The 19,305-nt window shown below is 61.9% G+C and carries 12 protein-coding genes; 5 read left to right on the top strand and 7 right to left on the bottom strand.

Annotated elements, in window-relative coordinates:
* Positions 1–133 precede the first annotated feature (133 nt).
* Positions 134–1,468: a dicarboxylate/amino acid:cation symporter gene (locus tag DKK74_RS00415; RefSeq protein WP_110412289.1), complete on the bottom strand. Its 1,335-nt coding sequence runs from the start codon at positions 1,466–1,468 to the stop codon at positions 134–136.
* 165 nt (positions 1,469–1,633) lie between these two features.
* Complete coding sequence (locus DKK74_RS00410) at positions 1,634–1,915, bottom strand: metal-sensitive transcriptional regulator (RefSeq protein ID WP_110412288.1); 282 nt, start codon at positions 1,913–1,915, stop codon at positions 1,634–1,636.
* A 119-nt stretch (positions 1,916–2,034) separates the two neighbouring features.
* Between DKK74_RS00410 and DKK74_RS00405 the strand changes: the two genes are divergently transcribed.
* Positions 2,035–4,893, top strand: coding sequence for a heavy metal translocating P-type ATPase (locus tag DKK74_RS00405; protein ID WP_110412287.1), 2,859 nt, complete (start codon positions 2,035–2,037; stop codon positions 4,891–4,893).
* A gap of 21 nt (positions 4,894–4,914) precedes the next feature.
* Here the strand turns inward: DKK74_RS00405 and DKK74_RS00400 are convergent, their stop codons facing one another.
* The 5 genes from DKK74_RS00400 to DKK74_RS00380 form a co-directional block, all read right to left on the bottom strand.
* Complete coding sequence (locus DKK74_RS00400; protein WP_110412286.1) at positions 4,915–6,006, bottom strand: alpha/beta fold hydrolase; 1,092 nt, start codon at positions 6,004–6,006, stop codon at positions 4,915–4,917.
* A gap of 36 nt (positions 6,007–6,042) precedes the next feature.
* A complete protein-coding gene (locus tag DKK74_RS00395; RefSeq protein ID WP_110412285.1) occupies positions 6,043–8,373 on the bottom strand; it encodes a YhgE/Pip domain-containing protein in 2,331 nt (776 codons plus the stop codon).
* Entirely contained in the window at positions 8,370–11,006 is a 2,637-nt protein-coding gene (locus DKK74_RS00390) for a YhgE/Pip domain-containing protein (protein ID WP_110412284.1), read from the bottom strand. Before DKK74_RS00390 ends, DKK74_RS00395 begins: the two co-directional genes overlap by 4 nt.
* Positions 11,007–11,283: 277 nt before the next feature.
* The gene (locus tag DKK74_RS00385) at positions 11,284–12,591 is read right to left on the bottom strand and encodes a chloride channel protein (RefSeq protein ID WP_219997330.1); all 1,308 of its coding nucleotides are present in this window, start codon (positions 12,589–12,591) and stop codon (positions 11,284–11,286) included.
* Positions 12,592–12,648: 57 nt separating this feature from the next.
* Positions 12,649–15,057, bottom strand: a complete 2,409-nt coding sequence (locus DKK74_RS00380; protein ID WP_110412283.1) for a S9 family peptidase — start codon at positions 15,055–15,057, stop codon at positions 12,649–12,651.
* Positions 15,058–15,399: 342 nt separating this feature from the next.
* On the opposite strand from DKK74_RS00380, the gene DKK74_RS00375 reads away from it, so the two are divergent.
* From DKK74_RS00375 to DKK74_RS00360, 4 genes are all read left to right on the top strand, one after another.
* Complete coding sequence (locus tag DKK74_RS00375; RefSeq protein ID WP_110412778.1) at positions 15,400–16,263, top strand: InlB B-repeat-containing protein; 864 nt, start codon at positions 15,400–15,402, stop codon at positions 16,261–16,263.
* Between the two features lie 209 nt (positions 16,264–16,472).
* Positions 16,473–17,177, top strand: a complete 705-nt coding sequence (locus DKK74_RS00370; RefSeq protein ID WP_015021121.1) for an FhaA domain-containing protein — start codon at positions 16,473–16,475, stop codon at positions 17,175–17,177.
* Positions 17,178–17,210: 33 nt separating this feature from the next.
* Positions 17,211–17,729, top strand: coding sequence for an FHA domain-containing protein FhaB/FipA (locus DKK74_RS00365; RefSeq protein ID WP_110412282.1), 519 nt, complete (start codon positions 17,211–17,213; stop codon positions 17,727–17,729).
* A 6-nt stretch (positions 17,730–17,735) separates the two neighbouring features.
* A complete protein-coding gene (locus DKK74_RS00360; RefSeq protein ID WP_110412281.1) occupies positions 17,736–19,304 on the top strand; it encodes a BofC C-terminal domain-containing protein in 1,569 nt (522 codons plus the stop codon).
* The last annotated feature ends 1 nt before the right edge of the window (position 19,305 follow it).

Below are 19,305 nucleotides of genomic sequence, written 5' to 3'. Positions count from 1 at the left end.
TCCGATGACAACCGTGGCTGTTCGGACTACTCGATATCCCGACAGCTACAGGTCGGGACAGGATGGTTCATCCTCTTGCCGCCTGCCGCCCGACCATACGGCTTGCAATGTTATAGAGACCAGTCATTCGATGTCATTCAATATCCTGGTCGTCGAAGACCTCGCGACCCTTGTAGAGGTCAAGGTCCAGCTCGTTCTCGGTCCTGGCCACGATGACTGCCGTGTTGGCGGCACCGGCCACATTCACCAGCGTGCGGCCCATATCCACAATCTGAGAAATAGGCTGCATGATAGCGATGAAGGGTACGGGCAGGCCAGCCGCCGTGAAGAGAGAGGTGGCGGTGATCGTGGCTGTGCCTGGCACACCCACCGTTCCCACGGAAACCACCAGAGCAAAGACGATCAGGAGGGCAAAACGCAGGGGGGAGTAAGGAATTCCCTGAGCATTGATGGCGAAGACCGCCAAGAGAACAGGCCAGAGTCCGGCGCATCCGGGCATGCCTAGATTGGCTCCCAGACTGGCCACGAAGGAAGCCGTCTCTTCGGGAACGCCGGCAGAGCGCAGCTGACGGACCGTAACAGGAATGGTGCCGATGCTGCTCTCGGAGGTGAAGGCCACCACGCCCGCCGGCCAAAGGGAGCGGAAGAAAGGCAGAGGATTGACCCTGCCGACCAGGGCCAGGATCAGGGGTTGGACCAGGAAGAGCTGAATGGCCAGACCCAGGTAGGCCACCAATAGAACAGCCAGCAGGGGCAGAAGGCTCTTCAGGTTGCTGCGACCAATGGCGGCTGCGATCAGGGAGAGGACCGCATAGGGGGTGAAGCCGACCACGATTTGGGTGGCCTTGGACAGGACCACATTGCCGGCTTCCACGAAAGCCTTGAAGGGGGCCACGCTCTGCTCGCCGCGCGGGGTTGAGGCAGCCTTGTTCAGAGAGACCGCCAGGAGGATGGCGAAGATAACGACGGGAATGACCTGGTTCTGGGCCCAGTTTTCCGCCAAATTCGAAGGGAAGAGGCCGATCAGGGTATCGAGCACTCCCGGCACCTCGTGAGGCTTGGCCCCCTTGGGCAGGGCCTGGTTGAACCCCTTGCCGACCTGGAAGAGCAGCCCCAGAACCAGGGCGATCACGGCGGCTGTGAAGGTGTTGACCATGAGCAGAACGATGGTCTTCACACTGATGTTCTTCAACCGACCTGACCCGCCGATGCGGCTGATGCTGGCGATGATGCTGAAGAGCAGGAGGGGCACCACGAGGGCCGATATGACCTCGGACCAGACGTTACCGAATGCCCCCACATAGGTCGTGTGACCTGAGAAGCCCACACCCACCAGGATTCCCAGCACCGTCGCTATGATGACCCGCCAACTGAAATTGACCTTGGTCCTCCTGCTCAGCAGGGCCAGCCCTGCAAAGAGAATGACGACCACTATCAGGGCCGCCCAATCCCAACCTGTTTCCGACATTGCCTCTCCCTCATCGAGCTCTCCTCCCCAGGGCCAAACGGCCTAGGGTTGGGGTTCAATCTAACAGGAAAGAGACGGAAGTCCAGCGATTCCCGGAAGAATGCCTATACCCGTTGCTTATGGACTGCTATTCCCGGGCGGATTAGGCCTGGCTGACGAGGGTTGCTAGGAGCGGACCAGGCGGGCAATGGCATCGGAAGCCTCCTGCATCTTCTCGTCGGCCTCCTCGCCTCCCTTTTCGGCAGCCTCACGGACGCAGTGGTTCATGTGGTCGTCCAACAGGGTCAGAGCCACCGACTTCAGGGCGCTGGTCGAGGCTGCGATCTGGGTGAGGATGTCGATGCAGTAGGTGTCCGACTCGACCATCTGCTCAATGGCCCTGACCTGGCCCTCGACACGCCGGAGTCTGGTGATGGTCCGCTTTTTGTCCTTGGCATATCCGGGCAAGGTTTACTCCATTCCTGTTCGCTCCATGGCCTTCATGGCGGAGCCGGGACCGACCCGTTCCCATGAAACCCATCTCGAAATTCACTATCAGTATACCCCTGGGGGGTATAGTGAGGCACATGAGCAGCATCCTGGTCCTCATCGCAGCCCTGGCCATCACGGCGGGCATCATCTGGTACTTCTTCGCGCCCAGAAAGGCCACCCAGGCCAAGGATGAGGGCGGCGTCCAGACCGTCCACATCACAGTCAAGGGCGGATACAGCCCTCAGCTGATCCAGGTTCAGGCCGGACGGCCGGTCAAGCTGGTCTTCGACCGCCAGGAGAGCGGGGAATGCTCCTCACACGTGGTCTTCAATGACTTCAATATCGACAAGACCTTGCCCGCCTTTCAAACGTCGACCATCCAGCTGACCCCTCCCAAGGCTGGCGACTATCCCTTCGCCTGCGGGATGAACATGCTCCACGGGATGCTCCGGGCCACCGATGGACCGACGACCGGCGGTGCCGAGGCACAATCCGAACAAGCACAAAGTAGCCAGTCACAAGACGAGCGTTCACAGGCCGAGGCCGCCGAATCCACCAAGTCCGCCCAGCCCAATGGCGGCAGCGACCAGGACGAGGCCGACCAGGAGCGCACAGCAGAAATCCGTGACCTGACCAGACGATTCATCGTAGCCCTGGTCTTCACGCTCCCGGTTTTCATCCCGGCCATGTTCGGCATGTTCCTGCCCATGCCCCACATTCTGATGAACCCCTGGGTCCAGCTGGTCCTGATATTGCCGGTTATGTTCTACTCGGGCTGGCCCATCCACCGCACCGGGTGGCTGGCCCTGGCACACCGGGCCCCGGAGATGAACTCCCTGGTCGCCCTGGGCACTGCCACAGCCTTCCTGTATTCACTGGTGGTCACCGTGGCCCCGCAACTCCTGCCTGAGGGAAGCCGCGAACCATATTACGAGGCCGTGGGCACCATCATTACCCTGATGATCCTCGGCCAGATCCTGGAGGCACGGGCCCGGCGCGGCACCGGCGATGCCATCCGCGCCCTTGTCGGGCTGAGGCCCAAGACCGCCACCGTGGTGAGGACCGGCCAGGACGGCAGGGAGGCCACCCAGGAGATCGCCGTCGACGATGTGGCCGTCGGAGACGTGATTCAGGTCCATCCGGGCGAGAAGCTGCCGGTGGACGGCCGGGTCATCTCCGGATCATCCTCAGTGGACGAATCCATGGTGACCGGCGAGCCCATGCCCGTCCTCAAGCAGGAGGGCGATTCCCTGGTCGGAGCCACCGTCAACGGCACAGGCTCCCTGCGCTACAAGGCCACCCAGGTTGGGCAGGACACGGTTCTGGCCCAGATCATCCGGCTGGTCAAGACGGCCCAGACCTCCAAGGCACCCATCCAGAAACTGGCCGACCGCATATCGTCCATCTTCATTCCCGGGGTCATCCTGGTGGCGCTCTGGACCTTCGTGGCCTGGTGGGCGTTCGGCCCCATACCCCGCGGCGTATATGGAATCGTGGCGGCGGTCTCCGTCCTGGTCATCGCCTGCCCCTGCGCCCTGGGCCTGGCCACCCCCCTGTCCGTGACGATCGGCACCGGACGTGGCGCCCGTGCCGGCGTGCTCTACCGGTCGGCGGAGGCCCTGCAGGGAGCGCATGACGTCGACACCATCGTCCTCGACAAGACCGGCACCATCACCCAGGGCCGACCTGAACTGGCTGATGTCCAGAGCGTGCAGGGGATGGATGAAGGCCTGCTGATCAAGGCGGCCGCGAGCGCCGAGAGCAATTCCGAGCACCCCCTGGCCCAGGCCATCGTCCAGGCTGCCAAGGACCGCAACCTGGAGCTGGTCCCGGCCAAGGACTTCGACTCGGTTACCGGCGCTGGCATCGATGCGACCTTCCCCTCCGGCTCCTTCGAGGCAGACAGAGGAACCCCGCATGTTCTTGTCGGCAACCGCAGACTGCTCGAGGGCAAGGGAATCGAACTTGAGAACGAAATAGCGGACCAGGCTGGCGCGCAATCCCTCTTGGACACTGCCCGTAGCTGGGAGGATCATGGCCGCACGACCATCTTCGTAGCCATCGACGGCAAGCTTGCCGGGGTCCTGGCAGTGACCGACCAGGTCAAAACCGGCTCCAAGCAGGCCATCCACGACATGAACGAGCGTGGCATCCAGACCATCATGTTGACCGGCGACAACCAGGGCACCGCCGAGCAGGTCGGGAGCCAGGTGGGAGTCACCCGGGTGGTGGCACAGATCCATCCCGAGGACAAGGCGAGCATCGTCAAGGCCCTTCAGACCCAGGGGCACAAGGTGGCCATGATCGGCGACGGCATCAACGACGCCCCAGCCCTGGCCCAGGCCGACCTGGGCATGGCCATCGGCACCGGAACGGACGTGGCCATCGAGTCCGCCGACGTGACCTTGGTCTCGGGCGACCTGAACGCGGCCGTCAAGGCCATCGACCTCTCAGCAGCGACCATGCGCAACATCCATCAGAACCTCTGGTTCGCCTTCGGGTACAACGGCCTGGGCATCCCCATCGCCGCCGGCGTGCTCTACCCCTTCATCGGCCTCCTGCTCAACCCCATGATCGCCGGCGCAGCCATGGCCTTCTCCTCCCTGTCAGTGGTGCTCAACGCCAACCGGCTTCGGCACACACCCCTGAAGGCCAGACCGATCAAGGAGACCAGGCCGATCGACATGGATGCCCTGACCAGGGACCTCAGTATTTCCAACCACCAAGAACACAACCAAGAGAAAGGAAATGAGATGGGACTCTTCCATCATCATGACGACATGCAGCAGGATCAGGCAGCGACGGACAAGGTCACCGACCCGGTCTGCGGCATGACCATCGACCCCAACACAGCTGCAGCCAAGCGCGACTACCAGGGCAAGACCTACTACTTCTGCTCTCAGAACTGCGTCGATACCTTCGACGCCGACCCGGAGAAGGTGCTCAACAAGTAGGATCGTGCGTTCTTCGTCTGATCAGCGGTCGTCAGCGAGCTGCCAGGGCTGGTCAAGAAAGTCGAAGATGCGCTCCAAGTAAGGCCTCAGAACCTTGTCGGGCATCTGGTAGAGCTCGTGCATGCTGCCCGGGACACGCACCAGCGTAGCCTGGCAGCCACCCTGCTGGACCTGGTCGACAAAACGGTTCTGGGGTATCGGCAGTACAAATCGGTCAGGCTGTGCTTGGAAAAGCAGCAGAGGGGTCTCCACCCGACTGCACCTGTCGGGTCGCAGTATGGCCCGGCTCATCTCCAGGCTCTCCCTGACCCAGCCGAAGGTGGCGGCGCTGGTCTGGTAGTGCAGCTCCTTGGCTCGCAACTTATGGGTCCAGGACACCCGAGCCTGGCTGCCGTTGGGGTACTTGCCCATGTCCAATTCGGGACGAAACGGTCCGAATCCCGGGACCATGCTGCGAGAGCGGCCCATCATGCAGGCTGCATTGGCTGCAGTCCAGGCCACCGAGGGCATGAATCCGGTCCGCGGTGCAATCATCGGCGATGACAGGACCGCCTTATCAATAAGAGAGGGGAAGGTTTCCAGCATCCTCGCAGCTATACCGCCGCCCATGGAATGGGCATAGAGCACCATGGGCTTGTCCTGGGCATATTGCTGGCCCACCTGCGAGCAGAAGGCAGCTAGATCCGCCACATACCGATGCCAATGATCCACCCAGATCAGACTGGGATCGTTCACGCCCCGGCCGGAGAAACCGTGCCCCCAATGCTCGGGAATGCAGACGGAGTACCCCTGCATAAGGAAGTACCAGGCCATCTCTTGATACTTGTCGGCGAATTCCGAAAAACCGAAGGAGATGATTACAGCCCCGCGCACGCGAGCTGATCCAGACTCCACCGCACCCTGACGGAAAAGCGTCCTGTCATAGCAGACGTAATGCAGAAGCCGGGAAGGATCCACCCCGCTGAGATGGGCCTTGTCCAACAAGGTTCCCCCGTCCTCGCCGCCGTCATGGGAGATCATCCATCCGTCACTGCGACAGGAGGCCAGGTCAGGAAGGACGCGATCCTCCATGATTTGGTCGTAGCGGCGCTCCTCAACCAGTTGGACGCTCATGCTCTCACCCTATACCACCTTCTGTTGGACTCGGCCCTACATGAGCCGCGTGCTCTCAAGGTTTCTGACGATCCAGTCATTGAGGCGGATGACAGGCTTGCGCAGGACCAGCCCCAACAGCAACGAAGGCACAAGGAAGAGAGCCAGGATGGCCATCTCCCGCCAGAACTCCATACCGTAGGCTCCGGCAACAGCCGACTGCATGGCCCCGATGGCGTGGACGAAAGGCAGGAAGGGATAGACCCCTTGGAAGAAGCCGGGCAGAGTCTCCATGGGGAAGGTGCCGCCCGAGCCGGCCACCTGCATGACCAGGAGGATGACAGCAATAGCCTTGCCGATGTCACCGAAGGAGACGACCAAGGTGTAGATCAGATTCATGAAGACGAATGAGGCGAATACCGCCACCAGCACGAACATCAGCGGATGGACGCACTGGACTTTCAAATAGAAGAGATCTCCCAGGGCGATGAGGCAGCCCTGGAGGATGGCCAGCAAGGCGAAGACCGCGAATCTGCCGAAGTACTCCTGGTAGAGCTGCAGGCCAAAGCGACGGGCATTGCCCGGTGACTCGGGGCGGAAAGCTCCCCAGGAGCGGCGGCCCTCGGAATCCTCATCCAAGTCATCGGCCCTCTTCCAGGCATCCTGTAGGGAGTCCAAGTGCAGGACGAAGGCCTTCTTCTTGTCTGACAGGGCCACCTTCATCATGGCTGCCAAAATGGTGGCACCCACCCAGATGGAAAGGATGGTGTAGAAGGGGGTCATCGCCGACCCGTAGTTCATGACGGGGAAGACCGCATGCCGATGGATGCCGACCGGCGAGGACAGAAGTGCGGCCAGGGTTTCGGAATCCCCACTCAGCAGGGATTTGGCCTCCTGGGTGTCTTTGCCCTGCGAAGCCTGGGTCAGGTGTCCCCCCAGGTCATTCAGCCGCTTGGATGCCTGGTCCAGACGCTGAGAGATCTCACCCAGTTGGTCCTTGGCCTGGCTGATGTCATTGGTCATAGGTCCCGTCAGCCCAGAGGCGCCCTTGACGGTCCCATCCAGGCCCGTCAGCAGCCGATCGGTCGAGGTGACCACGGTGTCCATGGAGGAAGCCAGATCGTCCAGGCGAGGCTTCAGATCCTTACGGTATTGGTTGCGGACCTGATCCACCGAGGCGCGGGCCTGGGCGATTCTGTTCTTCAGATCCTGCCGCTGCCCGCCCAGCTTGTCCTTGCCTTCCTTGGCTGTCTGAGAGGCCTGGCTGATCCGGTCTGCCAGGTCGCGCTGGGCTGCCTGGGCTGCGCGCATTCCGGCCTGGGCCTGATCGATGGCGGTCAGAAGAGCCTGGCGCTGCTCCGCTGTCAGATTGGAGTCGGATTCCACAGTGCTGCGCAAATCCTCCAGGCTGGCGATCATCCGGTCGTAGTCGGCCGCCGAGTCTCTGATCCGTTGGCTCAGATCGCTCAGCTGACTGCTGACGGCATCGCTCTGCTGGCCCACCTTGTCGAAGGCATCGTCGATCTTGGAACCGATGGTGTCATAGGCGCCCGAGGCCTGGTCAAGGGCCGCGTCGACCGCCTGGGCCGACCCGGAGAGGGACTTGCCCAGATCCTTGGACCCCTTGGTTCCCTGGTTCAGGGCCTTCCTGGCATCGGCCATGGCGGAGTCGGATCGGCCCAGGATCCTGCCGGTGGAGTCAATCATCTTTCCGGAGGAGTCCAGAAGGCCCGCATAGGCATTCACCTGGCTGGAGGCGGTGGTCAGCCGCTGTGACATCTGGTCGATGTGGCTGGTCGTCCTGGCCAGATAATCCTGAACCTGGGAGCTCTGGGAGTAGGTGAAGACCTGGCTGGCCAGGTCAATCCCCACCTGACCCACGGTCTTGACGAAGGTCTTGTCGATGGTCGTGGCCACAGTGTCGGCCCCTTGTTCGGTGACATGGGGAGCAATGGCGTTCTTCTTCTCATTCAGGTAGTACTCAAGGTTGGCGTGCTTCACATCCTGCGAGAAGAGGGTCATCATGTCCGCACTGAAATCCTTGGGGATGACGATGGCAGCGTAGTACTCGCCTGAGCGCACCCCGTCCAGGGCCTGGTCGCGGTTGACGAACCTCCAATCCAGCTGGTCGTTGGCCCGCAGAGTACTGGTGACCGTCTCTCCCACGTTGATTTTGATCGGGATCAGGTCGGACTTGTACCCCTTGTCGGTGTTGGCCACGGCCACCTTGATGGCCTTGGTGTTCTTGTAAGGGTCCCAGCTGGCGGCGATGTTGAACCAGGCATAGAGGGCCGGGACGATGATCAGTCCCATCAGGACGATGATAGCGATGACGTTGCTGGTGGCATCAGCCAGGTCCTTGCGCAGAATCCTCCAGATGTTCCTCATCGGCGGTCACCATCCTCGGGAGCGTCCTCCTCATCGCGATTCAGGACTGATTCGCGCACGGCCGTAGTCAACCTGGTCATGGCCGAAGGACCCTGCCTGCGCGGACGAATCAGGTTATGGAAGTCCATGCCGGGACGTTCGGTCAGGCCCAACTGCTGCACATAGCTGTCGCAGATGTACTCGACGATGATCAGATAGGCGTCGATCAGAATGATGGATGCGATGCAGGCGATCAGCATGACGATCTTGGCCTCGGTGCTGAAGAGCAGGATAAGGAAGAGGACCGGCAGCAGGACCAAGGCCAGACCAGCCCGGATCAGCGTTGGATAGAGGGCCAGGAAACGATGCGCCCGCCGCCTTATGACGGCACGGTAGTCGCCCTCGCCCAGGATGGAGCGGGCCAGGCTGTCCAGGCTCAGACGACGGTCAGCAGAATGGTTCTGCTCGGTCAGCATCAGATCGGTTGCACCGAGCCGCCGGTCGAAGAGGGCATTCAGGTTGAGTAGGTACCGCCGCACCACCAGTCCGATCAGCAAGGCCGCCGGCAGGTACCAGAAAACGTGGAGCATGTCCTGCCAATAGTGGTTGCCGTACATGCCGCCGATGGTCTCACGCATGGCATTGATCCCATAGGTGAAGGGCAGCCAGGGGTTCAGATTGCGGAAGAAGTCAGGCATCATCTCGATGGGATACATGCCCGAGGACCCAGGTATCTGCAGGATGACCAGAACCACAGCCAGTGCCTTGCCGATGTGTCTGAAGGAGGCGGCCAGTGCATAGATGATGTTGATATAGACGAAGGAGGCGAAGACCCCGGCCAGGACGAACAGGGCCGGCTGATGGCATTGGATGCCCAGCATCAGGTCGCCCACTGTAGCGATCAGTGCCTGGAAGAAGCCGACGAAGACCAGTAGAAGCCAGCGGCCCAGGTAGGCCTGGGTAGCGGTGCACTTGCGGATGCCCTCCTTGTCAACCTCCAGCTTGTAGATGGCTATCAGGATGAACCCGCCCACCCAGAGGGCCAGATTGGTATAGAAGGGCGCCACGGATGACCCATAGTTGCTGACCGGATAAACCGTGTGCGAGGCCAGCTCCACCGGCGAGGCCATGGCCTTCCCGAAGGATTCCGGGCTCAACCCTAGGGTCTGGGACATCCGGTTCCAGGCAGCCGAGGACCCCAGAGCAGCCACATCGGTCCGAACCCTCTCCAGGTCGGACCTAACCGAGACCAGAGAGGTCCTGGTAGTAGACAGGGTCGACTGGGCCTGGCCAATGGTGGAATCCAGCTGATCCAGCAGGGTGTCGGTCTGGGCGGCCGTGGTGGACAGACTACTCAGGGCGCCCTGAAGCGAGCCATTGGAGGCGTTGAGGTTGTCCAGCCCGGTAAGGAGGTTGGGCATGGTGGCCCCCGTCAGGCTTTGGCTGGCCGCAGTTAGGGCCTTGATGCCTATGTCGCCGGTGTCGGTCATGGCCGAGCTCAGGTCCGATGCGGCCTGCTTGCCCGAGTCCAGAGCTGTCGAGGAGTTCTTCTTGAAAGCATCCAGGGATGCCTTCTGCTGCTGGTTGGTCTTTTTCAGATCGTCGATCTGCCGCTGGATGATCTCGTAGGCCGGATCCCCAGGATGCAGTCCGGACTGGTCAAGGCCCGACTGGAGCCGGTCCACGGCCTTCCCGTTGGCGTCGACCAGCTGGCCCAGGCCGGAATTGACCCGGTCCACCTTGTCCTGGGTGGCGTTCAGATCGGCGGTGATCCCGCCCGCCACCGTATTCACATCAGTGGCCGCACTGGACAGTCGCACTGACCCGTCCGCCAGGGCCTGGTTCAGGGCAGAGGAGAAGCGAAGGCTGTCGTCGCGGGTCCTGGTCATGTGGTCCTGGGCCTTGCTCAGGGTGGCCTGGGTGGCAGAAATCTGACTCTGCAGGTTCTTGATGTCTTTTTTGGAGCCGGCCACGGTCTGCCGAGCCTGGCCCATGGTGGAACCGATTCGGCCAAGCTGGCTGTCCGTACGATCCAGCTGGCCGATGATGTCCCCCAGGTCGCCCACCACCTGGCTGCGGCTCTGCTCGGCCGCACCCTGTGCATCGCCAGCGGTCTGCAAGACCTTCCCTGCCAGCGCATCACTGACGGCCGAGACGAAGACCGCGTTGATCTCCTGGTCGATGGTGGATGCGCCGGTGTCGGTCACCTTGGGGGCGATGGCGTTCTTCTTCTCATTGACGTAATAGTTCAGAGCAGGCCTGTTCCCGGTCCCCTCGACGATGCCGACCAGGTCGGCGCTGAACCGTTCAGGGATGATGATGGCCGCATAGCACTGGCCCGAGTGGACCTCGTCGATGGCCCTCTGGTCATCATCCATGAACTTCCAGCCCAGGCTTTTATTGCCGCGCAGCTCCTGAATGACTGATCTACCGGCGTTGATCCTGCCGGTTTCCGCGGATTGTGCCCCTCGATCCATGCTGACAACCGCCACAGGGAGGTTCTTGACATTGCTGTAGGGATCCCAGAGGGCCATGATGTTGAACCAGGCATAGAGGGAGGGCAGCACGGCCACGCCGATGGTCACAACCAAGGCCACGGGATTGCGCAGTATCCGCCAGAGATCTCGCCTGAAGATGGCCAACACGGTCTTCACCGCCAGGCACCTCCTTCTTGTCTGTCCGGGGGATCACGGCACTGGCCTGCTCCACTCGGATTGGCTGCATCCTCCCGGGACCTACGTCCGGCCCGAGTATAGCCACCCTTCCTTACTGGCCCAGACCGGTCAGCTGATCGTGAATGCCCATGCAAGCCTGGAGGCAGTAGAGCAGACATACGACCAATAGTGGTTTCATCGTATATGAGTAAGAACAGAATCTTTCGGCATCACGCAAGGCCGGACTGTCAGGACGACAAGGGCTCTCGACGACGGTTTATGCCTTGACCACGAACAGATGTGAGACCGCCATCGACAGGGCAACGGCAAGACCCATGGGCATGAAGGCCATGACCGGCAGGTGGCATACCTCCATCAGCATGGCCATGGCCATGAGCGGAGCTTGCTGGGAGGCGGCCAGCAGGGAGGCGGCGCCAATAACGGCACACTGCCAGACCGGCAGGCCAGGCAGAAGGTAAGCCAGCGATAGGCCCAATACAGCGCCCGTAGCGGATCCCAAAGCTATGGAAGGTGTCAGAGTACCGCCGAAGGCCCCGGCACGGATGGTGGCTGTGGTCAGCAGAGCCTTGACCAGAGCGAAGAGGACCAAGAGGGCTAGTGACTGAGCCAGCTGGAGCCCAGAGAATCCGACAGGCAGGCGTTGATCCATGCCCATCTGGGCCAGAGCCCGGCCATTGCCCATCACCTGTGGGACGACCAAGGCGACCAGGCCAGTCAGCAGGGCTACCCCCGTCAGCTGCCAAATGGCGGCAGGGCCAGTGGTTCTATGGGCCTCTGCCCAGGAGGTCATCCGCCGGAATCCAGCCCCCAGCAGTCCCATGACCGGTCCGATCAGCAAGACTACCGCCATAAGCCAAGGCCGGAAGGGCTCGGAGCCGACCTTATAGTAAGGGGCAAACCCCTTGATGGATCCTCCGACCAGAGTAGCCAGAGCCGACATGGCCAGATTGACCGTCACCACTTCGGCATCCACCCGCCGCAGCAGCACCTCAATGCCGAAGAAGGCACCAGTCAGCGGCGCAATGTAAATGCCGGCGAATCCCGCACCAGCAGCCGAAGCGACCAGCAGCGGACCGTCCTGGTCACGTAGCCCCAGCCGCCGTCCCATCCTGGTCCAGAGACCGCCCAGTAGAGCCCCGGCCTCGCGAGGGGCCACCTCCCTGCCGATGGAGCCCCCAGCAGCCACAAAGAAAATCTGGGTGAGCACATGAACCACGGTCTGCCCCGGGGGCATAGGCGCGCCCTTGACGGCCTGGCCGACCGATGGAACCAGCCTGGTCCTCGTCCGCAGCCAGGCCCAGACCAGACCAGCCACCAGTCCGGCGAGGGTCACCGAGGCCAGCCTTCTGATCGGCGGCACCGCATCAGCCGTGGGTGCCCCTGGAGTCTCAGCGAAATCTAACAGGCCGACCTGGGTCAGCTCAAAAAATCTAGCCAGCAACCCCGAAGAAAGTCCGACCAGCAGGCCCAGGCAGAGCACCGAGACCGCCAGACCCCAGCTGCGGGAAAGCTGGAATCCGCGGTTGGGCCCTGGAGCCTGGTCAGGCTTTCGTTGGATATGCACAACCCCAATCTAGCGGAAGCAACCGCCAGTAGAGCGTTAGCCCAAGCAGCCTATCTGTCAGTCAGTCTTGTTCTTGAGAGCGTCCCGCAGGAAGTCCCGCTGCAGAATAAGCAGGTTCTCGGCCACGGTCTCATCGTTGGTCATGTGGGTGATGCCGGTCAGCGGCAGGACCGTATGGGGACGTCCAGCCGCCATCAGAGCGCCGGAGAGCCTCAGGGTGTTGGCCACGGAGACGTTGTCATCGGCGAACCCATGGATCAGCATCAGCGGACGACGCAGCGAGGGGGCATCATCGATGATCCCGTTACGGCGGTAGACGGCCGGATCCATGCCCAGATAGCGCTCGGTGTAGTGGGTGTCGTAAAGAGTCCAGTCCGTGGGCGGGGCACCCGCGCAGGCCGCATGGATTCGGTCGGGAGCCCGCAGAACCGATAGGGCCGACAGGAAGCCGCCATAGGACCAGCCGATCATGGCCACATGCCCCAGGTCGGCCTCAGGAGCGAAGTCCGGCAGGGCCTCCAGAACCTCGAGTTGGTCGTCCAGCGTCACCTGGGCCATGTCCTCAAAAATGGCCCGATCCCAGACAGGACCACGACCAGGCGTGCCCCGGCCGTCGGCGGTCAGGACCAGGAAGCCCTGATCGGCCCACCACTGGGACTCCCAGTAGTAGGACTGGTTGAAGACCACCTGCTGGGCACCTGGCCCGCCGTAGGGCTTGAGCAGGACGGGCAGGCTGTCAGCGCTGGCGTAGGGGCTGGATTCAGAGGGTCTGACGATGGCTGCGAACAGCTCGTGCTGCCCCATGCGCACGAAGTCCACGTTGGGGGTGAACCCGGGATCGCTACTGGTGTCGGCCAGGACAGCGCTCATAGCCCCCTGGCTATTGATATGACCTGTATCCACGGCCCGACGATCAGGACGATCCTGATGCTCCGGCCGTACGGGTTCGCCAGTCTGCCTAGCGCTGCTGTCCGGGCGAGCTTCGCCCACCAGACCCAGTCCTTCAGCACCCAGGCGGTCCAGATCCCCATCAGCCCCCAGATAGCAGTGCCGCACCTGTCCCTGCGCCGAAGCCATGGTCCGGCCGCTGACTACAATGCCGTGTCCGGCTCGCGAGGCGGACCACACTCCGGGCAGACGGTTGAGCACATGGATGGAACCGTCATAGCTCAGGCGCATCAGATCGAAGCTGCGGGGGTCGGTGGAGACCACCGCCAGCACATCGCGATCCTCCACAGACAGCACCTGCCGAACCTGGCAGCCCGCTGGAGAGAAGACCTTTCCATCAAGACGCAGCCGCGTGGTGTCGGTTTCTGTGTCGATAAAGGCATCCACCAGCCCGCCCTGGGGCTGGTAAGCCGGCAGCCCGGGCACCAGGTCGATCCACTGGTCGTTGTCATGCTTTTGCAGCACCCTGGTGGCCACCTTGGGTGCCGCCTCGGGATCAAGCAAGGTCATATTCTGCCCCGGCTCCAAACCCTGACGGGCATCCGGCACCTGCACATCCAGGATTCTGTCCTCAGTCTGTCGACGGTTCTGAACCAGCAGCAGGGGCCGATGCCCCTCCTGCCAGCGGACCACGGCCAGGTACTCGAAGGCCCGATGGTCCCAGTCCACCTCGCCCACCCAGGGGTCGGCGTCATCCTGGCCCAGGAGGACCAGGCTCAGCCCGACGCGAGCATTGGCAGTCAGAGCCTGGGGATACCGCCGGGCGCGCGGTCCGACCTGGGGATTGGCCGGATCGCTGATGTACCAGATCGGCTCATCGGAGGAATCAGTGTGCTCGACCAGCAGGGCCCGGGAATCCGGCGACCACCAGAACCCCTGGTAACGGTCCATCTCCTCGCCGGCCACGAACTCGGCCAGCCCCAGCTTCATCCGATCATCAGTGCCAGGGCGCAAGGCGAGAACAGCCCGTTCTCGGTCTTGTCCGGCATCCTGCCCAATGGAGACCACCATTAGCCGGTCACCAGTCGTATAGGCCACCATAGTACCGTCCGGGCTGATGGCGGGATTAAGCGCAGCCGAATCACCGTCTTCCAAGCTCAGGGCCCGTGTGGAGGCGGTGAGACCATCAGTGGCTATCAGCGACAGCCAGAGCCGGCCACCCAAGGCAAAGACCACCCGGTCCCCGGCAGCATCCACGCTGTAATCAACAATGCCCTCGCCGCCTTCTCGCGAGCGCTCCCTGCGAGCCAGCTCGGCGGCTGGCACCTGTTCCTGATCCGCATCCTCCAGCAGAGTCCTAGGGTCAGCCAGGAGCACCTCATGGTGTCGGCCTTCCTGGTCAAAGACAGACAGCCAGAGCCCAGTCACCAGGTCCTCAGGCCCGTCGGAGCGCAGGAAGACGGCTCGTGAACCGTCCCCCACCGCCAGGGCCGACCGTGGCGCACCCAACGTAAACCGCAGGGTCCGGGCCTTGGCCCGCGGATATGCCTCCATCGCCCGATCCACCTCTTCGGCCATGCTCGCTCCTCGAATATCTCTGACATGATCCCCATGACCATGCGTCTGCCACGATGATAAGCGCCCAAGAGCCAAAGGGGAATTCGATTAGTCTCAACTACTGCTGCTGTTCCAACGAGCTTCAACCACTGATTATTCTTATACAGCAATATTTTATCCTACTTAATAACTTGGTTTTTGAACGATTATCAGTCAATGACTATTTCTTGCGATAAAGTTTTACTGTGTCATCGCCAAAGGCTTGGCCGATGACGCCAGTTCCTCGTAGTGAGGTGTGTCAAGGCAGGACGCTTCGAGCTGTTACCCGAGGAACAAAAACAACAGAGAAAATAGAGGTAACCAATGAATATCATGGTTCGTTTTAAACGCGCATGCGCAGTGCTCGCCGCTGGCGCCACACTGGCAGGAGGATTGGCATTGCTGCCAACCGTGGCCCAGGCTGTGGAAGGTAACAAAGAGCCGGAGACCAAGGCCGCTCCCTACACAATCACATTCGTTAGCGATTGGACTTCGACCACAGGAGAGACACGACAGACCGACGCAAACGGCAAGTTGGATTCCGAGTCAATCCCCAAGGCAGTACTGCCTGACTACATGAAAGAGTTGCAGACTGAAGAGAAGCCTTGGAAGGCTGCCGGATGGACCTATCCCGCTATGGCCTCCGACGAAGTGGACTTCAACAACCCTTTCACCGCCGACACCACTGTCTACGCGCGTTGGGACCAGCCAAACATCGTCACTTTCCTTAGCAAGGATCCACGTGACGACAACAGCAAGCCTGTTGAGCAGAAGCTGCAGACGGAAGATGGCCACAAGCTGGTTGCACAGCCTGGTAACCCAGCCATCTACCCCGGCTACACTTTTGATGGATGGTTTGCTGCTGAAGGCGGCAAAGCTTTCGACCCCACGACCATCTTTTCCGAAGATACTACTTTCGTAGCCAGGTACACTAAGGCGGCCGCTCCCACCCAGCCTGTTAAGCCTGGTCAGACAACTCCGGTTGACGACACCAAGAAGCCTGCCAAGGACAATGACAAGGCTCCCGCCAAGGATCCAGCCAAGGATCCTGCCAAGAAGAACACCGAGAGCGACAACAACAATCTGGCCAAGACCGGCGCTGACACCGTGGCTCCTCTGGCCATCGCCGCTGGGCTCTGCTTGGCTGCCGGCATCACTCTGGGACTGCGTCGCAAGCTGGCTCTGTGAGTCGGCAGGCTTCGGCCTGACCCATTGATGATCGAAGTTCAAAGGCCCCTGGTCCATTGTGGCCACGGGCCTTATTCATACTTGCTCATACCTTGCAGTCGCGGGTCGTTTGAACCTCTTCATTGGAGAAATTGCAAGCATCCGACCGCTCATTACCCCCTTCCGGCAGGGTCACGTACTATGAAAGGGTTATATGGAAAGGGATGACTATGAGCGTTCTCGATCGTTTCGAGAAGAGCGTGGAAGGCGCCGTTAACGGTGTCTTCTCGAAGTTCGGCTCCAAGGACCTACAGCCCGTCGACCTGTCGAGCGCCCTCGAGCGTGAGATAGACTCACAGGCCATGCCCGTCGGTCGCGACCGCACCGTGGCGCCCAACGAGTATCGATTCAGACTATCCACACCAGACTTTGACCGCATCGAGCAGTGGGGTTCGGAGGCTCTGGCCAACGAGCTGGCAGACAACCTGACCAAGTACGCCGAAAGCCAGCACTATGCCTTCGTCGGCCCGGTCGTGGTCATCTTCGAGGAGGACCTCAACCTGAACAAGGGTGACTTCCACCTATCTGCTGAGTCGGTCCAGGGCAACGCGGCGCCCGTCACCACTCCCGAAGAGTCCAAGGACTGCCCGGTGCTGGAGATCAACGGCCGCCAGTACCTGCTGACCGCCCCCATCACCACCATCGGCCGCGGATCCTCCTGCGACATCGTCATCGACGATGCAGGCATCTCCCGCCGACATCTCCAGATCGAGATCACCGACAAGGGCGTGGTAGCCCGCGATCTGGGGTCCACCAACGGCACCTATGTAGAGGGACATCAGGTTCCCGCGGCCACTCTGCTGGACGGCAATACCATCACCATCGGCCGTACCCGCATCCTCTACTGGGCATCGTCGCAGGAACAGGATTCGTAAGTCGCCCAGACCTTGAAGTAAGGTCGAATCATTATGCTGACTGAACTGACATTCGCCATCCTCAAATACGGATTCCTGGCTCTGCTATGGGTATTCGTCTGGCTGGCCATCCGTTCACTCCGCAAAGACATCGAGACCTTCAGTCCCAAGACTTCTCATACCCGTCGACGCAGTGAACGCGCAGCCCAGCGCAAGCTGCCGGCGGCCGCCAAATCCGTGCCTATCCCCCCAGTCAGCAAGACAGAGCCTGCAAACGACGATCCCTCCCTGCTTGTGGTCATCGACGGACCTCTGGCCGGCTCCTCCACTCCGCTGTCCGGACGTCCCATCACTCTGGGCCGCTCTTCCTCGAACACCTTGGTGCTGGACGACGAGTTCGTCTCCGGCCATCATGCGCGGGTCTACCAGGACCCTGCATCGGGGCGATGGGCCATCGAAGATCTTGGGTCCACCAACGGCACCGTCGTCTCGGGGCAGAAAATCACAGCGCCGACAATCCTACCGGCGGAGGTTCCTGTACGCATCGGAGCCACCACCTTCGAGTTGAGGTAGCCGCCCATGACCAGGAACGATGCGAGCCAAAAGCTGTTCCTCTACTCCACGGCGGTTTCAGACGTGGGGTACGTGCGCAGCAACAACCAGGATTCCGCTTTCGCCGGCGAGCGCCTGGTGGCCATGTGCGACGGCATGGGCGGCCACGCAGGCGGGGATACGGCCTCGACCATAGCCATCCGATCCCTGGCCCACATCGAACGTGACGACCGGGAACAGGACGTGCAGTCCCTGGCTCGGATGATGGAGACCTCAGTCATCGCAGCCCATGACGCCATCGTGGGCAAGGCCAAGCGCGAACACCGGCTCTCAGGCATGGGCACCACGGTCACCGCCCTGGCTCTGGCCGACGACTCCTGGGTGCTGGCCCATATCGGGGACTCCCGAGGCTACCTCCTGCGGGAGGGCAAGCTGATCCGGATGACCCAGGACCACTCCTACGTGCAGCACCTGATCGACACCGGCCGCATCTCCCCGGCCGAGGCCCGCAACCATCCTCAGCGCAACGTGGTCATGCGGGTCCTGGGAGACTTCGACATCGACCCCCGCCCGGACATCTCCATTTCCAAGGCTCTGCCCGCAGACCGTTGGATGATCTGCTCGGACGGTCTCTGCGGCGTTCTGGAGGACTCGACCATCGCCGAGGTGCTGTCCTCGGTCTCGGACCAGGCGGAGTGCGCCCAGCAGCTGGTCACCTTCGCCCTCAAGGCTGGCAGCACCGACAACGTGACCGTGGTCATCGCCGACGCCACACTGGCCCTGGACGCCGATGCCTTCGACCTGCCCCATCAGACTCCTCTGATCGGTGGCGCGGCCAGCTCCAACCTGGAGGCCCTGGCCGACATCCTGGATGAGCCCGTAGCAGCTGCACCGCGCCTGCGCGACGAGTCCCGGGAGTCTCCCGCCAAGCGGGCCGCCGACCTGGCTCAGGATCGGGATGCCAGCAAGCAGGAGGACGAGGATGATGACGGCCGCACCGCCCAGCCCTCGGCTGCCCGCGAGGAGAGCGGCGAACGGCATGTGCCCGACACCAGCGAGATCCCCATCGTCCACAAGAAGGACGGCTCAGACTCTGCCGATCCCTACGATCCAGACGTGGCCGATGCCATCCACAAGGAGCACCTGGAGCAGCGCAAGCGCCAGCGCTCCCGGCATCGGCGGATTCGGCTGATCCTGGCCGGCATCATCACCCTGGTAATTCTTGCCCTGGCCGGAGGCACGGCGGCTGCCTACCGCTGGAGCCAGGAACAGTACTACCTGGGCACGGACCAGGGCCGTGTGGTTATCTTCCAGGGCGTGCCCACCAAGGCTTTCGCCCTTTCGCTGTCCCACCCGGTGCAGACCACGGACATCGCCGTCAAGGGGCTTCCCCAGTCCTGGCGTGACCAACTGGAAGAGGGCATCACCGTCTCCAGCATGGACGACGCCAAGGAGCACGCCCGTCTGATCCGGAAGGAGGCCGGCGACCTCAAACGCGAGCAGGCCAAGGAAACCAAGGACGAGTCCGGCCAGGCGACGACTTCCCCCTCAGCCTCGCCCTCACCGTCGAAAACCGACCAGAGCGGGCGGCAGTAAT

Origin of the sequence: Bifidobacterium asteroides (assembly GCF_003202755.1) — a bacterium.
Classification (GTDB): Bacteria; Actinomycetota; Actinomycetes; order Actinomycetales; family Bifidobacteriaceae; genus Bombiscardovia; species Bombiscardovia asteroides_F.
This window is presented reverse-complemented; position numbering and strand designations above follow the sequence as displayed.

Bases quoted from the DNA above. Each gene is read 5' to 3' on its own strand.
- DKK74_RS00365 (WP_110412282.1), top strand. From the start codon at position 17,211: ATGCTGACTGAACTGACATTCGCCATCCTCAAATACGGATTCCTGGCT.
- DKK74_RS00395 (WP_110412285.1), bottom strand. From the start codon at position 8,373: ATGAGGAACATCTGGAGGATTCTGCGCAAGGACCTGGCTGATGCCACC.
- DKK74_RS00400 (WP_110412286.1), bottom strand. From the start codon at position 6,006: ATGAGCGTCCAACTGGTTGAGGAGCGCCGCTACGACCAAATCATGGAG.
- DKK74_RS00360 (WP_110412281.1), top strand. From the start codon at position 17,736: ATGACCAGGAACGATGCGAGCCAAAAGCTGTTCCTCTACTCCACGGCG.
- DKK74_RS00370 (WP_015021121.1), top strand. From the start codon at position 16,473: ATGAGCGTTCTCGATCGTTTCGAGAAGAGCGTGGAAGGCGCCGTTAAC.
- DKK74_RS00380 (WP_110412283.1), bottom strand. From the start codon at position 15,057: ATGGCCGAAGAGGTGGATCGGGCGATGGAGGCATATCCGCGGGCCAAG.
- DKK74_RS00375 (WP_110412778.1), top strand. From the start codon at position 15,400: ATGAATATCATGGTTCGTTTTAAACGCGCATGCGCAGTGCTCGCCGCT.
- DKK74_RS00415 (WP_110412289.1), bottom strand. From the start codon at position 1,468: ATGTCGGAAACAGGTTGGGATTGGGCGGCCCTGATAGTGGTCGTCATT.
- DKK74_RS00405 (WP_110412287.1), top strand. From the start codon at position 2,035: ATGAGCAGCATCCTGGTCCTCATCGCAGCCCTGGCCATCACGGCGGGC.